Source organism: Erythrobacter sp. (assembly GCF_030066995.1).
GTDB lineage: Bacteria > Pseudomonadota > Alphaproteobacteria > Sphingomonadales > Sphingomonadaceae > Erythrobacter.
The window spans coordinates 165,922-181,107 of sequence record NZ_JASJAP010000001.1 but is presented as its reverse complement, the minus strand read 5'-3'; the positions used below and the strand labels follow the sequence as shown (position 1 = coordinate 181,107).

General features: G+C 65.1%; 21 protein-coding genes. 5 read left to right on the top strand and 16 right to left on the bottom strand.

Translation table 11 applies throughout. The annotated features are described in order from the left end of the window. Nucleotides 1-221 precede the first annotated feature (221 nt). A complete protein-coding gene (rarD, locus tag QNI87_RS00930; RefSeq protein WP_300592703.1) occupies nucleotides 222-1,175 on the top strand; it encodes an EamA family transporter RarD in 954 nt (317 codons plus the stop codon). 20 nt (nucleotides 1,176-1,195) lie between these two features. Here rarD and pyrC read toward each other — a convergent pair whose 3' ends face one another. Next, nucleotides 1,196-2,245 carry a dihydroorotase gene (pyrC, locus tag QNI87_RS00925; RefSeq protein ID WP_300592700.1) on the bottom strand — a complete coding sequence of 350 codons (1,050 nt, stop codon included), beginning with the start codon at nucleotides 2,243-2,245 and terminating at the stop codon, nucleotides 1,196-1,198. 67 nt (nucleotides 2,246-2,312) lie between these two features. Between pyrC and QNI87_RS00920 the strand changes: the two genes are divergently transcribed. Then, nucleotides 2,313-3,209 (top strand): hypothetical protein, encoded by an 897-nt coding sequence (locus QNI87_RS00920; protein ID WP_300592697.1) that lies wholly within the window; start codon nucleotides 2,313-2,315, stop codon nucleotides 3,207-3,209. Further along, a complete protein-coding gene (locus QNI87_RS00915) occupies nucleotides 3,210-3,947 on the top strand; it encodes a folate-binding protein (RefSeq protein ID WP_300592694.1) in 738 nt (245 codons plus the stop codon). It begins immediately after the preceding gene. A gap of 6 nt (nucleotides 3,948-3,953) precedes the next feature. On the opposite strand, the gene QNI87_RS00910 is transcribed toward QNI87_RS00915, so the two are convergent. From QNI87_RS00910 to rplU, 4 genes are all read right to left on the bottom strand, one after another. Continuing rightward, nucleotides 3,954-4,553 carry a TetR family transcriptional regulator gene (locus QNI87_RS00910; protein WP_300592691.1) on the bottom strand — a complete coding sequence of 200 codons (600 nt, stop codon included), beginning with the start codon at nucleotides 4,551-4,553 and terminating at the stop codon, nucleotides 3,954-3,956. Between the two features lie 64 nt (nucleotides 4,554-4,617). Next, on the bottom strand, nucleotides 4,618-5,172 hold the full coding sequence (locus QNI87_RS00905) for a GNAT family N-acetyltransferase (protein WP_300592688.1): 555 nt from the start codon (nucleotides 5,170-5,172) through the stop codon (nucleotides 4,618-4,620). A 217-nt stretch (nucleotides 5,173-5,389) separates the two neighbouring features. After that, the gene (rpmA, locus tag QNI87_RS00900; protein ID WP_300592685.1) at nucleotides 5,390-5,659 is read right to left on the bottom strand and encodes a 50S ribosomal protein L27; all 270 of its coding nucleotides are present in this window, start codon (nucleotides 5,657-5,659) and stop codon (nucleotides 5,390-5,392) included. A 12-nt stretch (nucleotides 5,660-5,671) separates the two neighbouring features. Next, nucleotides 5,672-6,223, bottom strand: a complete 552-nt coding sequence (rplU, locus tag QNI87_RS00895; protein ID WP_300592682.1) for a 50S ribosomal protein L21 — start codon at nucleotides 6,221-6,223, stop codon at nucleotides 5,672-5,674. 268 nt (nucleotides 6,224-6,491) lie between these two features. Here rplU and QNI87_RS00890 point away from each other — a divergent pair, with 268 nt between their 5' ends. Continuing rightward, the gene (locus QNI87_RS00890; protein ID WP_300592680.1) at nucleotides 6,492-7,115 is read left to right on the top strand and encodes a hypothetical protein; all 624 of its coding nucleotides are present in this window, start codon (nucleotides 6,492-6,494) and stop codon (nucleotides 7,113-7,115) included. 31 nt (nucleotides 7,116-7,146) lie between these two features. After that, entirely contained in the window at nucleotides 7,147-7,845 is a 699-nt protein-coding gene (locus tag QNI87_RS00885) for a Crp/Fnr family transcriptional regulator (RefSeq protein ID WP_300592677.1), read from the top strand. A 12-nt stretch (nucleotides 7,846-7,857) separates the two neighbouring features. Here QNI87_RS00885 and QNI87_RS00880 read toward each other — a convergent pair whose 3' ends face one another. The 11 genes from QNI87_RS00880 to QNI87_RS00830 form a co-directional block, all read right to left on the bottom strand. Further along, on the bottom strand, nucleotides 7,858-8,298 hold the full coding sequence (locus QNI87_RS00880; protein ID WP_300592672.1) for a hypothetical protein: 441 nt from the start codon (nucleotides 8,296-8,298) through the stop codon (nucleotides 7,858-7,860). A gap of 91 nt (nucleotides 8,299-8,389) precedes the next feature. Next, nucleotides 8,390-8,863 carry a molybdenum cofactor biosynthesis protein MoaE gene (locus tag QNI87_RS00875; protein WP_300592669.1) on the bottom strand — a complete coding sequence of 158 codons (474 nt, stop codon included), beginning with the start codon at nucleotides 8,861-8,863 and terminating at the stop codon, nucleotides 8,390-8,392. Between the two features lie 19 nt (nucleotides 8,864-8,882). Continuing rightward, nucleotides 8,883-9,125 (bottom strand): MoaD/ThiS family protein, encoded by a 243-nt coding sequence (locus QNI87_RS00870; RefSeq protein ID WP_300592667.1) that lies wholly within the window; start codon nucleotides 9,123-9,125, stop codon nucleotides 8,883-8,885. A gap of 6 nt (nucleotides 9,126-9,131) precedes the next feature. Next, nucleotides 9,132-10,187, bottom strand: a complete 1,056-nt coding sequence (moaA, locus tag QNI87_RS00865; RefSeq protein ID WP_300592664.1) for a GTP 3',8-cyclase MoaA — start codon at nucleotides 10,185-10,187, stop codon at nucleotides 9,132-9,134. Then, on the bottom strand, nucleotides 10,180-10,515 hold the full coding sequence (locus QNI87_RS00860; protein ID WP_300592661.1) for a Rossmann fold domain-containing protein: 336 nt from the start codon (nucleotides 10,513-10,515) through the stop codon (nucleotides 10,180-10,182). Before QNI87_RS00860 ends, moaA begins: the two co-directional genes overlap by 8 nt. After that, nucleotides 10,515-10,892, bottom strand: a complete 378-nt coding sequence (locus QNI87_RS00855) for a dihydroneopterin aldolase (RefSeq protein ID WP_300595272.1) — start codon at nucleotides 10,890-10,892, stop codon at nucleotides 10,515-10,517. The genes QNI87_RS00860 and QNI87_RS00855 overlap by 1 nt, the downstream gene beginning before the upstream one ends. A gap of 19 nt (nucleotides 10,893-10,911) precedes the next feature. Beyond that, nucleotides 10,912-11,811 (bottom strand): class I SAM-dependent methyltransferase, encoded by a 900-nt coding sequence (locus QNI87_RS00850; protein ID WP_300592658.1) that lies wholly within the window; start codon nucleotides 11,809-11,811, stop codon nucleotides 10,912-10,914. After that, nucleotides 11,811-13,244, bottom strand: a complete 1,434-nt coding sequence (gene thrC, locus QNI87_RS00845; RefSeq protein ID WP_300592655.1) for a threonine synthase — start codon at nucleotides 13,242-13,244, stop codon at nucleotides 11,811-11,813. Before thrC ends, QNI87_RS00850 begins: the two co-directional genes overlap by 1 nt. A gap of 52 nt (nucleotides 13,245-13,296) precedes the next feature. Next, nucleotides 13,297-13,926, bottom strand: a complete 630-nt coding sequence (locus QNI87_RS00840) for an SURF1 family cytochrome oxidase biogenesis protein (protein ID WP_300592653.1) — start codon at nucleotides 13,924-13,926, stop codon at nucleotides 13,297-13,299. Then, nucleotides 13,923-14,300 carry a DUF983 domain-containing protein gene (locus QNI87_RS00835; RefSeq protein WP_300592651.1) on the bottom strand — a complete coding sequence of 126 codons (378 nt, stop codon included), beginning with the start codon at nucleotides 14,298-14,300 and terminating at the stop codon, nucleotides 13,923-13,925. Before QNI87_RS00835 ends, QNI87_RS00840 begins: the two co-directional genes overlap by 4 nt. Continuing rightward, entirely contained in the window at nucleotides 14,300-15,175 is an 876-nt protein-coding gene (locus QNI87_RS00830; RefSeq protein ID WP_300592648.1) for a cytochrome c oxidase subunit 3, read from the bottom strand. Before QNI87_RS00830 ends, QNI87_RS00835 begins: the two co-directional genes overlap by 1 nt. Between the last annotated feature and the right edge of the window lie 11 nt (nucleotides 15,176-15,186).

The following is a 15,186-nucleotide window of genomic DNA, read 5'->3' as shown; positions in this document are numbered from 1 at the left end:
AGACCATCGGTGGAAATGGCCCAAGTTGATCAAGTGCATGCGGGAGAGCCCTGTGAACAAGCTCCTGCGGGTGATGTTGTTCATCTATAGAGCGGTCTAGCTGAACGCGTTGACAGCGAAAGCGACAGCGCTTGTTCAGAAAAAGAACCAGAAACCTGACTAATTATCCAGGGCCCGCCCCCTATTGCGCCCGCGAAGCCCCGCCCCTAGGGCGGCGGAGCATGCCATCCGATCCCTCTTCCAGCGCCGCTTCCTCCGGCCCGCACAATCCCTCCGGCCCGCCCACACCCTCGGGACTGCCGCAGGCGCTGGGCGCGTACATCATCTGGGGCTTCCTGCCGGCCTACCTGATGCTCGTGCGCCATATCCCGCCGTTCGAATTCGTCGGCTGGCGCATCATCTGGACGCTGCCTTTGTGCCTTCTCATCGTCGCGTTCCGGCGCCAGTTTCCCGAGATCCGCGCCGCGCTTGCCAGCCCGCGCGTGCTCGCCATGCTGTTGGCGAGCGCGCTGCTGATCGCGGCGAACTGGTTCGTCTACATCTGGGCGATCATCGAGGGGCACGTCTACGCCGCCAGCCTCGGCTATTATCTCAATCCGCTGCTCAACGTGCTGCTTGGCACTATGCTGCTGGGCGAGCGCCTGTCGAAATGGCAGTGGGTCGCGGTTGCAACAGCGGCCTTGGCGGTCGGTCTGCTGGCGATGGGCGCGCTCACCACCTTGTGGATCAGCCTCTCGCTCGCTTTCAGCTTTGGCCTTTATGGCATTGTTCGCAAACAGGTTGCGGTGGGAGCGCTCCCGGGCCTCACGATCGAAAGCGCGATCCTGCTTCCCCTTGCAGGCGCCATCGCCTACGCCTACGCGCTCAGCGAAGCGGGGCCATCGTTCGGAACCGAGCTCACCACAAGTGTGCTGATCGTCTTTTCAGGCGTCGTCACCGCCGTGCCGCTTTTGCTGTTTGCGATCGCCGCACGGCGCATGGAGTATTCAACGCTGGGCTTCATCCAGTATCTGGCGCCCACCATCGTCTTCTTCCTTGGCCTGTTCGTCTTCGGCGAGGAGCTCAAGCCTGTGCAGCTCGCCAGCTTTGCGCTGATCTGGACGGCGGTGGGGATCTTTGCCACCGATCTGTGGGTGCGCACCCGGCGCGCCAAGCGCGAAGCGCTAGCGACCTAGACGCCGCAGATCCACAAGGCTCAGCCGACAAACCTCCAGCCCAGCATCTGCCCACCATGCCAGGGCACGATGGTCTCGCCCACCAGCGGCAGCTCGGCGGGAACGGGCATGGCGACCCGCTCCAGCGTGACCGTCTCCTCGTTCACCGGCAGCTTGTAGAAAGTCGGTCCGTTGAGCGAGGCAAAGGCCTCGAACCGGTCCAGCGCCTCCTCCTCGTCGAACACGGTGACATAGCTCTCCAAGGCGTAGGGCGCGCCGAAGATCCCTGCGCACCCGCACTCGCTTTCCTTGTCGCCGCGAAGGTGCGGCGCGCTGTCGGTGCCCAGGAAGAATTTGCGCGCAATCGCCGGGTCCGCCGACGTTGCCGCTGCGCGCAGCGCCAGCCGATGCGATTCGCGCTTGGCGACGGGCAGGCAGTAATTGTGCGGCTGAATACCGCCCACCAGCATCGCGTTGCGGTTGATGTGGAGGTGCTGCGGTGTGATGGTCGCGGCGATCTTCTCGCTGCCCGCTTTGACAAACTCGACCGCGTCCGATGTTGTGATGTGCTCGAACACGATGCGTAGGTTCGGGAAAGTCTGGGCGATGCCGGCAAGGTATCGATCAATGAACTCGGCCTCGCGGTCGAACACGTCGATATCCGCATCGACCACCTCGCCGTGAATGCACAGCACGATGTCTTCGGCCTCCATGCGTTCGAACACCGGGTAAATGCCTTCGACATCGGTGACGCCGCTTGCCGAATTGGTGGTCGCGTTGGCCGGGTACATCTTGGCCGCGGTGAAGACGCCCTCAGCCGCTCCGCGCGCCAGATCGTCTGCATCGGTCGTATCGGTGAGATAGCACGTCATCAGCGGCTCGAACGACACGCCTTGCGGCACGGCGGCGCGGATACGCTCGCGGTATTCGCGCGCCATCGCAGCGCTCGTCACCGGCGGCGTCAGGTTCGGCATCACGATGGCGCGGGCAAACTGGCGCGCGGTGTAGGGCACGACGCCGCGCATGATGTCGCCGTCGCGAAAATGCAGGTGCCAATCGTCCGGGCGCCGGATGGTGAGAGTGTCAACCATGGCTGTCACTTAGGCCCTGATGCGGGGGCTTTCCAGTCCACATCCGCGCGCCTAGAGCCCTATTCCCATGACCGTCGTTGCGTTTCTCGCCTGTTCGACCACCGTCCCCAGTTCAGGGGAGAGGAGAGGCGACGCGTTCGAGCACGATCGGATGATCGAGGCGCTTGAGCCCGCTTTTGGCGCGCGCGGCCTCGATCTGCGTGTGATCGACTGGGAAGCCCCGATGGAGGCGTTTGACGGGATCGCTCTCGCGCTGCTGGGAACAGCCTGGAACTATCAGGATCAGGCCAGGGTCTTCCTCGCCAAGCTGAAAGCGCTCGCCGCACGCGGGATCGCGGTGTGCAACCCGCCCGATCTCGTGCAATGGAACCTCACCAAGACCTATCTGCAAGAGCTGGAGGCCGCCGGCGCGCGCACCATCCCCACGCTGTGGCGCGAGGCCGTCACCGAGAAAAGCGTGCGCGAGGCGCTCGATGTGTTCGAATGCGACCGCGTTGTCGTCAAACGCCAGGTGGGCGCTGGCGCGCTAGGCCAGGAACTGGTCGCGCGATCAAGCCTGCCCGGCCGCGACTGGCGGTTTGAACACCCCGCCATGATCCAGCCCTTCCTCCCCTCAATAACGAGCGAGGGGGAGCTGAGTTTTGTGTTCGTGGACGGCGTCTTGAGCCACGCTCTGGTCAAGCGAGCGGCCGAGGGCGATTACCGCACCCAATCGCTCTATGGCGGGCGCGAAGAGGTGTACGAACCCAGCGCCGACGAGCTCGGCGCAGCCAAGGCCATGCTCGACGCGGTGCCTTTCGAAACCCCGCTCTACGCGCGCATTGATGCCCTCAGGATGGACGATGGGGGCCCGAAAGGGTCCTTGGCGCTTATGGAAGCCGAGCTGATCGAACCCTATCTCTACCCGGTGCAAGGCCCACAGCTCGGTGAGCGCCTGGCTGAAGCGATTTTGAAGAGGGTTTAGATGAGCGCCACACTTTTGACCTCGCGGGCCGTGATCCGCCTTTCTCCGCGCGAGGCGGAAGAGGATGTGCGCGATTTCCTTCAGGGTCTGGTGACGAACGATGTCTCAGGCAGCGCCTCGGGCGGTCTGCCGGTCTACGCCGCGCTGCTGAGCGCGCAGGGCAAGGCGATGTTCGATTTTCTGGTGTGGGACGATGGCGACGCGCTGCTCATCGACTGCGAGGCGGCTTTGGCGGACGATCTGGCAAAGCGTCTCTCGCTTTACCGTCTGCGCCGCAAGATCGACATTGCGCGCGATGAGACGCTGGGCGTCCACTGGTCGGCGGGCCCGGTCGAAGGCGGCGTACCCGACCCGCGTCTGCCCGAGCTTGGCTATCGCTGGCTGGGCGCGGGCGAAGGCGAAGCCGCCGACGCCGCGTGGCAAGCGCATCGGCTCGCGCTGGGCGTGCCGGAGGGGCAAGGCGAGCTTGGCGATATCCTGTGGCTGGAGACCAACGCGGTCGAGTTGAACGGCGTGAACTTCGAGAAGGGTTGCTATGTCGGGCAGGAGAACACCGCGCGCATGAACTGGCGGCAAAAGGTCAACCGGCGCCTTGTCGTGGTGCCGCTGGAGGTGTCGGACGAGAAGCGCCGGAAAGCCGCCTATCCCGAGGCCGGGCTGGCGGTGGATCACTTGCGCGTGGCTGACCTTGATACAAGCGCCCTGCCCGAGTGGCAGCGGGCCGGGATCGCGGACTAGGAAAGCTTAGGTCGCCGACTGATAGCGATCCATCGAGGCCTCAAGCGCCTGCTGCGCCCTCTCGCGCGCGGCGTCGCGCGGAAGGCCGAGCGATTTTGCCAGCGCCGCGCCGATCAGCGCGTCGCCCAGCGCCAGCAACACCAGATTGAGCGTGCTGCGATGAACCTGCTGTTCTTCGGCGTTGCCGCCCGCCTCTTCGGTCGCGATGTCATCGACGAGTTCGTGGATGGTGGTGATAATCGGCGCGAGCGCGTCCTCGTTTCCGGTCAGCAGCATCCAGCTGGTAAGCGCGCCGGCCCCCTCGCGGTCGAACGCATCAAAGGTCAGATCGACAACCTCGCGCGCCGAGCCCAGCCCGGCGCGGCTCGCGTGCACCGCCTCCTTGATCGTCTCGCACACCGTGCGCGCCAGGTGTCCGGCCAGCTCCTTTTGCAGGCCGGAGGCGGAGCCGAAATGGTGCAGCAGATTGGCGTGCGTGCGCCCGATCCGGGTCGCAACCGCCTTCAAGGTCACCGATTGCGGGCCGGTTTCGATGAGGAGCGCGCGCGCCGCTTCAAGGGCGGAGGCACGGGATTCTTCGGGCGTTAGCCGTTTGCGAGCCGTCATTCGCTGTTCCCTAGGCGCAATCGCGGGCTTGGACAAGCAAGCCCTGCGCGCTGGCAGACAGCGCTCAGGCGGCCTGTTGCACGCTTACCCCAGCGTCCTGCAGATCGAGCCGGAACTCACGCGCCGCCGCCTTGCCTCCGCGCCCGCACGAATGTCGCTGGGTCACGACACCGGTTGCGCAAAAGCCGAGCTTCTTGAGCACCCGGCCCGAGGCGGGATTATCGAGAAAGTGCATCGCCATCACCTGAGTGTAGCCCAGCGTGCGGGCGATCTCGAGCACCGCGCGGCCCGCCTCGGTGGCGTAGCCGCGTCTCCAGTGCTGGCGCGCGATCCAATAGCCCAGTTCGACCGTATCATCTGGCCCGCCCTCGAAGGCGTCGCTGCGCTCGATCCCGATACATCCGATCAGCGAGGCGTCGCGCGCGCGGGTGATCAGGAAGCGCGGGACATGCGGCTCAACCGGCAGCGCGGTGAACCTGCGCGCGTCGTCTTCCTTGTAAGGCCAAGGCGCTCGGGCCAGGTTTCGCACGACCCCCTCGTCGGCGATACCGCCCAGCACCAGTTTCCAATCCTCAGGCCAGATGGGCCGCAACAGCAGTCTTGGGCTTCTATGGAACACGGGTTTGTCCTCTCTCGCCCCGCTGCGCGATCTATAACGCAAATGCGTGACGTTTTCATGGCCGTGACATAATATTACACGACGAGACGAGGGAGATACGCGAAGAGGGAGACGGCTCCCCCGGCAATCGGGGTGGCCCTTCTCCCTCATCAACGCCGACTTGAAAACGTCGGCCAGGACCGCCCCGTTGGACGATCCTCTTGTCTGGAACGTCCGGTTATTCGGCTGCTTGCGCAATCATGTCGACCGACACGTATTTGCGACCAAGCTTGCCCTTGTGGAATCGGACCACGCCGTCTTCGAGCGCGAAGAGCGTGTGGTCGCGGCCGAGGCCAACATTGGCGCCCGGGTAGAACTTGGTGCCGCGCTGACGCACGAGGATGTTGCCGCCGACCACGCTCTGGCCGCCGAACTTCTTCACACCGAGATATTTGGGGTTTGAATCGCGGCCGTTGCGCGATGAACCGCCTGCTTTCTTATGTGCCATGGGTCCTGATCCTTACTTCGTCTCGGCCGAATCGTCGCTGGCCTTCTTGGGCGCAGACTTCTTCGGTGCAGCCTTCTTTGCGGGGGCCTTCTTGGCCGGGGCTTTCTTCGCCGCCGGTTTCGTGTCAGCCGCCGCCGTCTTCTTTACCGGAGCCTTCTTGGCCGGAGCCTTCTTCGCCGGCGCAGCCTTGGCTTCGGATTGCGTGTCCGCCGTTGCGGTCTTCGTCTTGGGAGCCGCCGCCTTCTTGGCGGGCGCTTTCTTGGCGCCGGTGCCCACATCGGTAATGCGCAGGAGCGTCATCGACTGACGATGGCCCGCCTTGCGACGGTAATTGTGGCGGCGACGCTTCTTGAAGATGACGACCTTTTCGCTCTTGGCCTGAGCGATGATTTCAGCCGACACGGTAACCTTGGACGCATCAGCGATCGAATCGCCCTCACCCGCCAAAAGCACGTCATCCAGCGTGATCGTCTCACCGGCCTCGCCAGCAAGCTTCTCAACGGCAATCTTGTCTCCGGCGGCAACCCGATATTGCTTGCCGCCTGTGCGCACTATCGCGAACATGGCTTTAAAACTCTCAATCTTGCGTGTGTGTTCAGCCTCGAGCGCGAAAGCCCATGGACCAAACGCCATTGCGGTGCCGCGTCACAAGCAGCCCCGGAAAGATGGGTGCCGTTAAGGGAAAGGGTTGGCCAAGTCAACGCCTATCGCTTCGCAAGTTGCTCGCGCCGAGCGCCCCGAAGCTCCGGAGCGGGTGTCCAGTTTGCCTTACAAGCGCCGCGTTACGGTGTCTATCGCGCGGCGAGCGCGCGTGTTAGAGCCAACCGGGATCATGATTCACAAGGCCAAATTCACCGCCTTTCAAGGCCTGCCCGCGAAGATTGGCGGCGCGCTCGCGTGCGCCTGTGCGGTCACCGCGTGCGCGGGCTCTTCGGCCGATTATCCCTCCTTCGCCCTGCCCACGATGAGCGAGCAGACGGCCACCGGCACGCGCGTAACCGCGCGCTTTCCCACCGTCGCGGTGCCGGCCATGCCCGATCTTGACGCGGGCCAAGAAGCGATGCCGCGGGAAATCGGCGCGCGGCTTGCCGCCATCGACGCGCGTGCGCAGACGGCTGGCGCAGCGTTTACCGCTAATGTCGAACCCACTCGCGCGCTGGTGCGCGCCGCGTCCGGCACCAGCGCCGAATCGCGGCGAAGAGCCGACGCCGAAGTGCGCTTTGCCGATCTCACAGCCCATCACAACGAGGGGCAGCTCGCGCTCGCAGACCTCGACTGGCTCGCCGCGAGAGTAGCGCAGGCGGCGCCAGCGTCGAGCGAGGCGTCCAGCGGCACGGAGACGGGCACCGGGCAAGGCGATCTTGCCAGCATCGCCGAAACTCAGACGATCCTGCTTCAAGAACTTGAGAGGCAGGCGCGTATTCTCGCCCAGTTGGGCGCGGAATTGAGCCGCTAGACACACAGGACGGGACGGGACAAACACGCACATGGCCACGGTTCAACTCGGTTGCGAAGATTGCCCTGTGAGGGAAACCGCCGCGTGCGCGGTGCTGACGCCGGAAGAGCGCGAGGCGATGGTGGCGGCGGGCCGCACGCGCGTGCTGAAACGCGGCGAAATGCTGTTTGCCGCCGGCGATGAGGAAGCCGCCTGCGCCACGCTGGTCAGCGGCGCGCTGAAGGTCTCGGCGATCGACGCGGACGGCAATGAACAGATCCTTGCGCTCGTGCACCCCGCCGGCTTTATCGGCGAGCTGTTCGCACCGTTTGCGCATCACGATGTGGTCGCGTTGACCGAGAGCCGGTTGTGCACCTTTGCGCGGCGCGATTTCGAAGCCGCGATCGAGAGTTACCCCGCTCTGACCCGGGCCCTGCTTCGCCGCAGCCAGGAGGATTTGCTGGCAACGCGCGGCCTGCTCGAACTCACCGGTCACGCCTCGGCCGAAACCCGCCTGGCCGCGCTGCTGCACGATTTTTCCCGCTCCGCCAGCCAGTCCTCATGCCACGCGGCGGCGCATTTCGAACTGCCGCTCACACGCGGCGAAATCGCCAACATGCTGGGCCTGACGATTGAAACGGTCAGCCGAAAGCTGGGCGATATCGAAGCAAGCGGCGCCATCAAACGCACCGGAAAGCGCGGGATCGATGTGCTCGATCCCGCGCTTCTCGCAGACTTGTCGGGCCGGTGAGGTAAGGACTCTTCAGCCGACAAGAGCTGCGATAATCGCAATCGCTATGCCCCAGAACACAATCAGGACGGGAAGTATCAGCATCTGGATCGCCGCATCGCGCGGGGCGCAGCGACCGGTGTGGGTCATCACACCCTCGTTCTGGAACTGACCGTAGGAAAGCGGCTTTGTCTTGTTTCCGGCGAGGCGCGTCCAGATTGTCGGCACGCCAAAGCCAGCGACAATGAAGCCGGCAAAGATGACCATCGGGATCGCCAGCATAGGCGCGGCGAACGAGGCCAGCATCAGGCCCAGAAAGCCGAGATAGCACGCCACCGTCACGCCAAAGAGCCGGGTCGGCAGGCCGAAATTCTGATCCACTTCAACCTGATGACGCGGAGCCCTGGCCGATGCCGGCCCCTCCACCACACGCGCTTGTCCGCTGTCGAGCCGGGTTTGAATCTGATCGGTCATGAGGCTTCTCCTTACAAGGAGGAGACATAACCAGGCGTGCGGAGCGCGACCTTGATCTGGATCAAACGCGCCGGGGCACTGGTGCAGGCCGCTACTTCCAGCGCTCCAGATCCGCGTAATCGTCCGCGCGTGGTTCGATCCAGCGCCACTCGCCGCCCTTCTCACTGGCGCGACGCTCACGTTTCCAGAACCAAGCGGCGCATTTGAGGTGGTCCATGCAGAAATCGACCGCATCGATGGCCCCGCGGCGATGGCGGGCGGCGGCGCTGACGCAGACGATCGGTTCGCCCGGATGCATGACGCCGACGCGGTGGACCATCAGCAGGCCCATCAGATCGAAGCGCTCCAGCGCGGCGTCCGCGAGGGTCTGCATCCCTTCAAGCGTGAGCGGTTCGTAATGCGAAAGCTCCAGCGCCTCGACCGGCCCCTGCGGGTCGTCCCTATCGCCGCTGCGAACCTCGCCCACAAAGGTGCACACGCCGCCCAGCCCCGGATTGGAGTTGGTGAAGGGGCCGATCAGGCTACCAGGAAGGAACGGCTGGTGAAGAAGGCGGACGTCCTTCATGGCGATCGTAACGTGCCGCTCAGCCGCCCGAGACCGGGGGCAGCAACGCAACCTCGTCGCCGTCCTTGGCCTGCAGCGCGGTCTTGTCGCCCAGAACGCGGCCCGCGCACGCAACGTTGACGCGTTCCTCGCCCAGCTGCGCGGCGACCTCGGGCCCCACCGCTTGCAAGAGCCCCGCCCAGTCGAGCGGCGCGGTAACCTTGCGCGATGGCTCGCCCGCAAGATCGCGCAAAGGTCCGAGAAAAAGGACTGTCACCGCCATCTCCGCTCAGCCTCCCGTCATCGACATGTGGCGCGGCAGGTGCGGCGCGGCGCCGCGCTGGTCCATCCGGAAATGGTGCTTTTCGGGCTTGATCGTGAGCGCGCGATTGAGAGCCTCGGCAACCTGCTTCTCTGGCTCATCCGAGCGCAAGGCGGCGCGCAGGTCCACGCGCTCCGCCCCGCCCAGGCACGGATAGAGCTGACCCGTCGCCGTCACGCGCAAGCGGTTGCAGCCCTCGCAGAAATTGCCGGTGTGCGGGGTGATAAGGCCAAGGCGCCCGCCGGTCTCGGCAATGTCCCAGTAACGCGCGGGGCCGCCGGTGCTGGCGTCGCTGGGTTCAAGCGTCCAACGCTGCTCCAGCCGCGATTTGACTGCGTCGAGCGGGAGATACTGGTCGAGCCGTTCCTCCTCCACATCGCCCAGCGGCATCACTTCGATCAGCGTCACATCGTGCCCCTGCCCGTGCGCCCAGGCGATCAGGCCCTCGATCTCGTCCTCGTTCACGCCCTTCAGGGCCACCGCGTTCAGTTTGACCTTGAGCCCCGCGTCCTTGGCCGCCGCGATCCCCTCCAGCACCTGTGGCAGAGCGTCGCGCCGGGTGAGCCGCTCGAAGTGCTCGCGATCCAGCGTGTCGAGCGAGATGTTGACGCGCTCCACGCCGGCTTTGGCCAGATCCTCGGCGTGCGCGCCAAGCTGCGTTGCGTTGGTGGTGAGGGTCAGCTCCTTCAACGCGCCGCCCCGCGAGACGAGATGGCGGCCCAGTGCGCGGAACAGATCGACGATGTCGCGCCGTACCAGCGGTTCGCCGCCGGTGATGCGGATCTTGGTGACGCCGCGCGCGATGAAACCAGTCGCAAGATCGTAAAGCTCTTCCAGGGTCAGCACGTCCTTGCGCGGCAGGAAGGTCATGCGCTCGGGCATGCAATAGGTGCAGCGCAGATCGCAGCGGTCCGTGACCGAAAGGCGTAGATAGGTGATCCGGCGCTGGAAGGCGTCGACGAGAGGGCGCGCGGGGGCCGTCCGCGCCAAATCCATCACATCGCGCTGCCGAATGTCAGTCATGCGCCTGAATATACTGCCCGGTGACGCCGGGCGCATCCCTCAAATACGCAAGGATCGTGTCCAGTGCTTTGCCTTCCTTGCCGGCGGCAATGTTGACCCGCTTGGGCGTGTACTCACGCGCCAGATCGCCCGCGAGGGCGCGGCGCCACGCGTCGTGGTCGGAACCGGCGGGCGGGAGTGTGATCGTCAGCGAGGCGACGTCCGGGCTCTGGATCGTCTGGCGAACCAGACCAAGGCCCCGCATCATGAACGCCTCATGCGCTTCCAGCGGACTGCGCCCTTGTGAACCCTCGCCCGCGCTCAGCTCGAAATGCCGCGCCGCGCCCATCAATCCGCCGGACGCTCGCGGTGGAGGGTGATGCCGATCTTCTCGTTGCCTTCCGCGATGGCGAGCTTGATGATCTTCACCGTCACGGCCTGAACCCGTCGGTCCTGCACGAACAGCGTCTCGCAGATGTGATCCGCCACTGCTTCGATCAGCTTGAAATGGACGCCGGGCGGCAGGCCATCGGAGGCCGCGTGTTTGAGGTGCATATAGTTCTTGCTCGCGTCCAGCGGCGTTTCGGGATCGTAGCGGTCCGCAACATCGTAGCGCGCCTGCACCGTGATGCGCAGCGGCTGGGGATTGCCGGTCTCCTCGGAATAGATGCCGGTTAGACAATCGACTTCGAGATCGGCGACTTCGAGCGTGAGAGAATCGGTCATGGTCATCGTGCGCGCGCCCTTAGCGCGGATTGCTCCAGCGCGCGAAGATGGCTGTGGGCAACAAGCGCTCCTGCGCGCCTTCAATCGCCTCCTCGCGCACCGTCAGATCGCCGTGCTCGATGAGACCGGGAAGGTGTCCCAGCGCTTCGTGCAGCAGACCGGCAAGCGCCACGCTGCTCATGCGCACGGCGTAGACGGTGAGGAACAGAAAACGGCTGTCCGCGTCGAGCAGCTTCGCGCAATCGCCGATCAGGCCGGGGAGCCCCTCTTCGAGCCGCCAGGTCTCGTTCTTCGGCCCGCGACCGAATTTGGGAGGGTCGAGGATAATGCCATCGTAGCGTTTCTTGCGCCGCACCTCGCGCGCGGCGAATTTGGCCGCGTCATCGACGAGCCAGCGGATCGGGCGGTCCTCCATCCCGGAAAGCGCGGCGTTCGCGCGCGCCTGCGCAACCGACTTCTTCGACGCATCGACATGGGTGACCGGCCCGAATTCGCTGAGAGCCAGCGTACCGAGCCCGGTATAGCCGAACAGGTTCATCGTCTGCGCGCTCTCGCAGCCCGCCAGTTGCTCTCCCATCCATGCCCACACCGGGGCCATGTCGGGGAAGAATTGCAGGTGGCGAAACGGCGTGGGCTGCGCGGTGAAAGAAACCTCGTGCCAGCGCAAGGTCCACCGCGTCTCGGCAGCCCCCGGCTCCATCACCCAGCGCCCGCCGCCATCTTCATCGGAACCCGGTATGAATTCACCCGCCGCCGGCCATTGGGAAAGGCGCGGTTGCCAGAGGGCCTGCGGCTCCGGGCGGATGAAGCGCTGCGGCCCGAACGCTTCGTATTTGCGCCCCGCCCCGCTGTCGAGCAAGCGATAGGCGTCCCACCCGTGGCATTCCATGAGAACAGGGTCGCGGCGCAGGTCGGCCATCAGGCTGTGGCGGAGGCGGAATCGAGGCGCCCGGCGGCGTTTTCCAGCACGAAATCCCGGCTCGCTTCATAGTCGCCTGAGATCTCGCTGAAGCTCTCCTCGCGCCCGAAGAGATCGCCCACCCGCGTGGGAAGGCTAGGCCGAACGCCCACGGCGCGTTCCACAGCGTCGCGGAATTTGGCGGGATGCGCGGTCGCTAGCGTCACGACGGGCACGCCGCGCTCAAGCGTCCCGTCCTCGACCAAGGCAAGGCTGGCGTGGAGGCCTACGGCGGTGTGCGGATCGATCACCTGCGCCGCGCCGCGCTGCGCCCATTGCATCGCGCGCACAGTTGCGTCGGGATCGGCGCTGGCGCTGGCGAAGATCGCCGCCGCGCCTTCGCGCTGGCTGTTGGTAAGCTGCATCGCGCGCGCTCTCTCAAAGCCCGCCATCTGCGCGGCCATGGCCGCGCCATCGCGCCCGCCGCAATCGAACAGCAGCCGCTCGAAGTTCGAGCTTACCTGAATATCCATCGACGGGGTCTGGGTGGGTGTCACCTCCCCGGCCGAATAATCGCCGTCCTTCAGAGCGCGGTGGAGAATATCGTTGATGTTCGTTGCGACAATCAGCCGCTCAATCGGCAGGCCCATGCAGCCCGCGACATAGCCTGCAAACACATCGCCGAAATTGCCCGTCGGCACGCTATAGGCTGCCGCGCGCTCGGGCGCACCGAGCTGGAGCCCGGCGTAGAAATAGTAGACGACCTGCGCCATCAGGCGCGCCCAATTGATCGAGTTCACCGCGCCAAGGTTGAGCACGCCGTTCACATGCGTGTCGCCGAACATGCGCTTCACATGGCGCTGCGCGTCGTCAAAGCTGCCCTCGATCGCAAGGTTGTGGACATTGGGCGCGCGCACCGTCGTCATCTGGCGGCGCTGGACCTCGCTCACCCGCCCCTTGGGATGCAGCATGAAGATCTCGACCCGCTCCAGGCCCGCGACCGCGCGGATCGCCGCAGAGCCGGTGTCGCCGCTGGTCGCGCCGACAATGGTAAGCCGCTGTTTCCTGCGCTCAAGGAAAGTCTCGAACAATCGCCCGAGCAATTGGAGGGCCACATCCTTGAAGGCGAGCGTGGGGCCGTGAAACAGCTCAAGCAGCCAGTGCGTCTCGTCCATCTGCACCAGGGGCGTCACCGCCTTGTGCCCGAAATCGCCGTAGACCGCCTCGGTGAGCGCGCTCAGTTCCTCGCGCGTCAGGCTGCCGGCGACAAACGGCTCCATCACCCGCGCAGCCAGCTCATGATAGGGCAGGCCCCGCATGGCGGCGATGTCTTCGGGTGTGAAACGCGGCCACTCACTGGGCAGGTAAAGGCCGCCATCGCTGGCGAGCCCCGCCAGCGTTGCGCCTTCGAAGTCCAGGGTGGGAGCCGATCCTCGGGTGGAGATGTACTGCATAGGCGTCCGGGGATTAGCCGCGAGGTTTCCGGCGGGCAAGCGGGTCGCGGCGCTAAGTGGTTTTCGAAAGACGCGAGCGAACCGCGAAGCCGTAGATCACAAGCGCGGTGATGGCGAAGAAGAACCACTGGCCAGCGTAGGCCCAGGAGGAGTTTCCCTCGGCGCGCGGTTCGGGCTGTTTGGACGGGGAGAGACCCGGTGCGGGGTCTTGCGCAATCACCATCAGGCGCCCCTCGCGCGGTTTGCGCAGGATGAGGGCGATGACGCCGCGCGTGTCGGGTTCGAGGATCGAGCCACCGGTGACAGCGCCACCGGTCCATTCGATGCTCGCGTTCGGAGAGCCGCTGACGCCCATATCGGCGAGAAATGTCGCTCCCGATGGCTCGTTCAGACAGGTCGCAATCTGGCGCCAGCCGGTGCGCCCCTGCGCGTCCTTGCCGCCGATCTGCTGCCACGAGAGGACCCGCGAGCACTCCGCCTCAAGCACGCGGTAAAGCAGCGCCTCGTCCCTCGAAGAGCCGTAGGGATAAGGCGCGGCGGGCGCGTTCGGGCGGGATTGCAGAGCCTCGATCCGCGCATCCTTCTCCTGCGCGCGTCCGATTTGCCAGATACCGAGCGCGACCATGGTAAGGACAGCCGCCGTTACAAGAACGGTCGGAATGAGAGGAAGACGCTGGATCATGGCTTGGCCTGCGCGGCTTCGTATCGGCGATAGACGCTCGCTGTCTTGAACAGGCGCAACGCGCCGAGCACCGCGCCCACGGTCAGCGGCGCCCAGAGGATGACGTGCACCCAGATGGGTGGACGGGCGTATTCGTCGAGTGCAATCGCCGCGGTGATCAGCAAGGCGGCGATCAATAAGGTGAGAAGCCCGGCAAGTCGCCCGCCGCGCTCCAACTCCGCCAGGGGCTGTGCGCAGGCGCGGCATGTCCCCGCCACCTGCGCGGGCGCTTCGAACAAGGTGCGCGCGCCGCACCGGGGGCACATACCGAAAAGGGCAGCCTGGATGAGACCGGGCTGCCCTTTGGTGTTCTTGGGAGACGCGCTCCCGGACATTAATGGACCGGCGCGCCCCAGCCGCCCCAGACATAGATGGCGACAAACAGGAATAGCCAGACCACATCGACAAAGTGCCAGTACCACGCCGCCGCTTCGAAGCCGAAGTGCTGGCGCGGCGTGAAGTGGCCCTGATAGGCGCGGAACAGGCACACGGCGAGGAAGATCGTACCGATCAGAACGTGAAAGCCGTGGAAGCCGGTGGCCATGTAAAAGGCCGAGCTGAACGTGTTGCCGCCAAAGCCGAACGGCGCGACGCTGTACTCATAGGCCTGGATGAAGCTGAAGATCACGCCCAGAGCGATCGTCGCCCACAGGCCCTGCTTGAGGCCGGTGCGATCGCCGTGGATCAGCGCGTGGTGCGCCCATGTCACCGTCGTGCCCGAGCACAGCAGGATGATCGTATTAAGCAGCGGCAGTTGGAAGGCGTCGAGCACTTCCATGCCATTGGGCACGCGCTCGCCCAGGCTGGTGTCGCCCTGCGTGATGAAGAGGTTCTCGGTGGTGTCGCTGTCGGCGAGGTATTCGAGCGGCGCGGGGAACAGCGAGAAATCGAAGAACGCCCAGAACCAGCCGACGAAGAACATCACCTCCGAGGCGATGAACAGGATCATGCCATAGCGCATGTGCAGCTGGACGATGGGGGTGTGGTCGCCGCGCTGCGCCTCGATCACGATGTTGCGGAACCAGAAGAAGAAGGTCGCCAGCAGGCCCGCAAGGCCCGCCCACATCACAACCGGTCCCACAACGCCGAACTGGTCGGGATAGAAATTGAGCACCATGCCGCTGGTGAAGGTCAGCGCCGAAAGCGAGCCGATCAGCGGCCAGATATCGGGTTCGAGAATGTGATAGTCGTGGTTTACTTGTCCGCCCATTGTGCGTTTCC

Coding starts and splice junctions, on each gene's coding strand:
- rarD (WP_300592703.1), top strand. CDS start 222: ATGCCATCCGATCCCTCTTCCAGCGCCGCTTCCTCCGGCCCGCACAAT.
- pyrC (WP_300592700.1), bottom strand. CDS start 2,245: ATGGTTGACACTCTCACCATCCGGCGCCCGGACGATTGGCACCTGCAT.
- QNI87_RS00920 (WP_300592697.1), top strand. CDS start 2,313: ATGACCGTCGTTGCGTTTCTCGCCTGTTCGACCACCGTCCCCAGTTCA.
- QNI87_RS00915 (WP_300592694.1), top strand. CDS start 3,210: ATGAGCGCCACACTTTTGACCTCGCGGGCCGTGATCCGCCTTTCTCCG.
- QNI87_RS00910 (WP_300592691.1), bottom strand. CDS start 4,553: ATGACGGCTCGCAAACGGCTAACGCCCGAAGAATCCCGTGCCTCCGCC.
- rpmA (WP_300592685.1), bottom strand. CDS start 5,659: ATGGCACATAAGAAAGCAGGCGGTTCATCGCGCAACGGCCGCGATTCA.
- rplU (WP_300592682.1), bottom strand. CDS start 6,223: ATGTTCGCGATAGTGCGCACAGGCGGCAAGCAATATCGGGTTGCCGCC.
- QNI87_RS00890 (WP_300592680.1), top strand. CDS start 6,492: ATGATTCACAAGGCCAAATTCACCGCCTTTCAAGGCCTGCCCGCGAAG.
- QNI87_RS00885 (WP_300592677.1), top strand. CDS start 7,147: ATGGCCACGGTTCAACTCGGTTGCGAAGATTGCCCTGTGAGGGAAACC.
- QNI87_RS00880 (WP_300592672.1), bottom strand. CDS start 8,298: ATGACCGATCAGATTCAAACCCGGCTCGACAGCGGACAAGCGCGTGTG.
- QNI87_RS00875 (WP_300592669.1), bottom strand. CDS start 8,863: ATGAAGGACGTCCGCCTTCTTCACCAGCCGTTCCTTCCTGGTAGCCTG.
- QNI87_RS00870 (WP_300592667.1), bottom strand. CDS start 9,125: ATGGCGGTGACAGTCCTTTTTCTCGGACCTTTGCGCGATCTTGCGGGC.
- moaA (WP_300592664.1), bottom strand. CDS start 10,187: ATGACTGACATTCGGCAGCGCGATGTGATGGATTTGGCGCGGACGGCC.
- QNI87_RS00860 (WP_300592661.1), bottom strand. CDS start 10,515: ATGGGCGCGGCGCGGCATTTCGAGCTGAGCGCGGGCGAGGGTTCACAA.
- QNI87_RS00855 (WP_300595272.1), bottom strand. CDS start 10,892: ATGACCGATTCTCTCACGCTCGAAGTCGCCGATCTCGAAGTCGATTGT.
- QNI87_RS00850 (WP_300592658.1), bottom strand. CDS start 11,811: ATGGCCGACCTGCGCCGCGACCCTGTTCTCATGGAATGCCACGGGTGG.
- thrC (WP_300592655.1), bottom strand. CDS start 13,244: ATGCAGTACATCTCCACCCGAGGATCGGCTCCCACCCTGGACTTCGAA.
- QNI87_RS00840 (WP_300592653.1), bottom strand. CDS start 13,926: ATGATCCAGCGTCTTCCTCTCATTCCGACCGTTCTTGTAACGGCGGCT.
- QNI87_RS00835 (WP_300592651.1), bottom strand. CDS start 14,300: ATGTCCGGGAGCGCGTCTCCCAAGAACACCAAAGGGCAGCCCGGTCTC.
- QNI87_RS00830 (WP_300592648.1), bottom strand. CDS start 15,175: ATGGGCGGACAAGTAAACCACGACTATCACATTCTCGAACCCGATATC.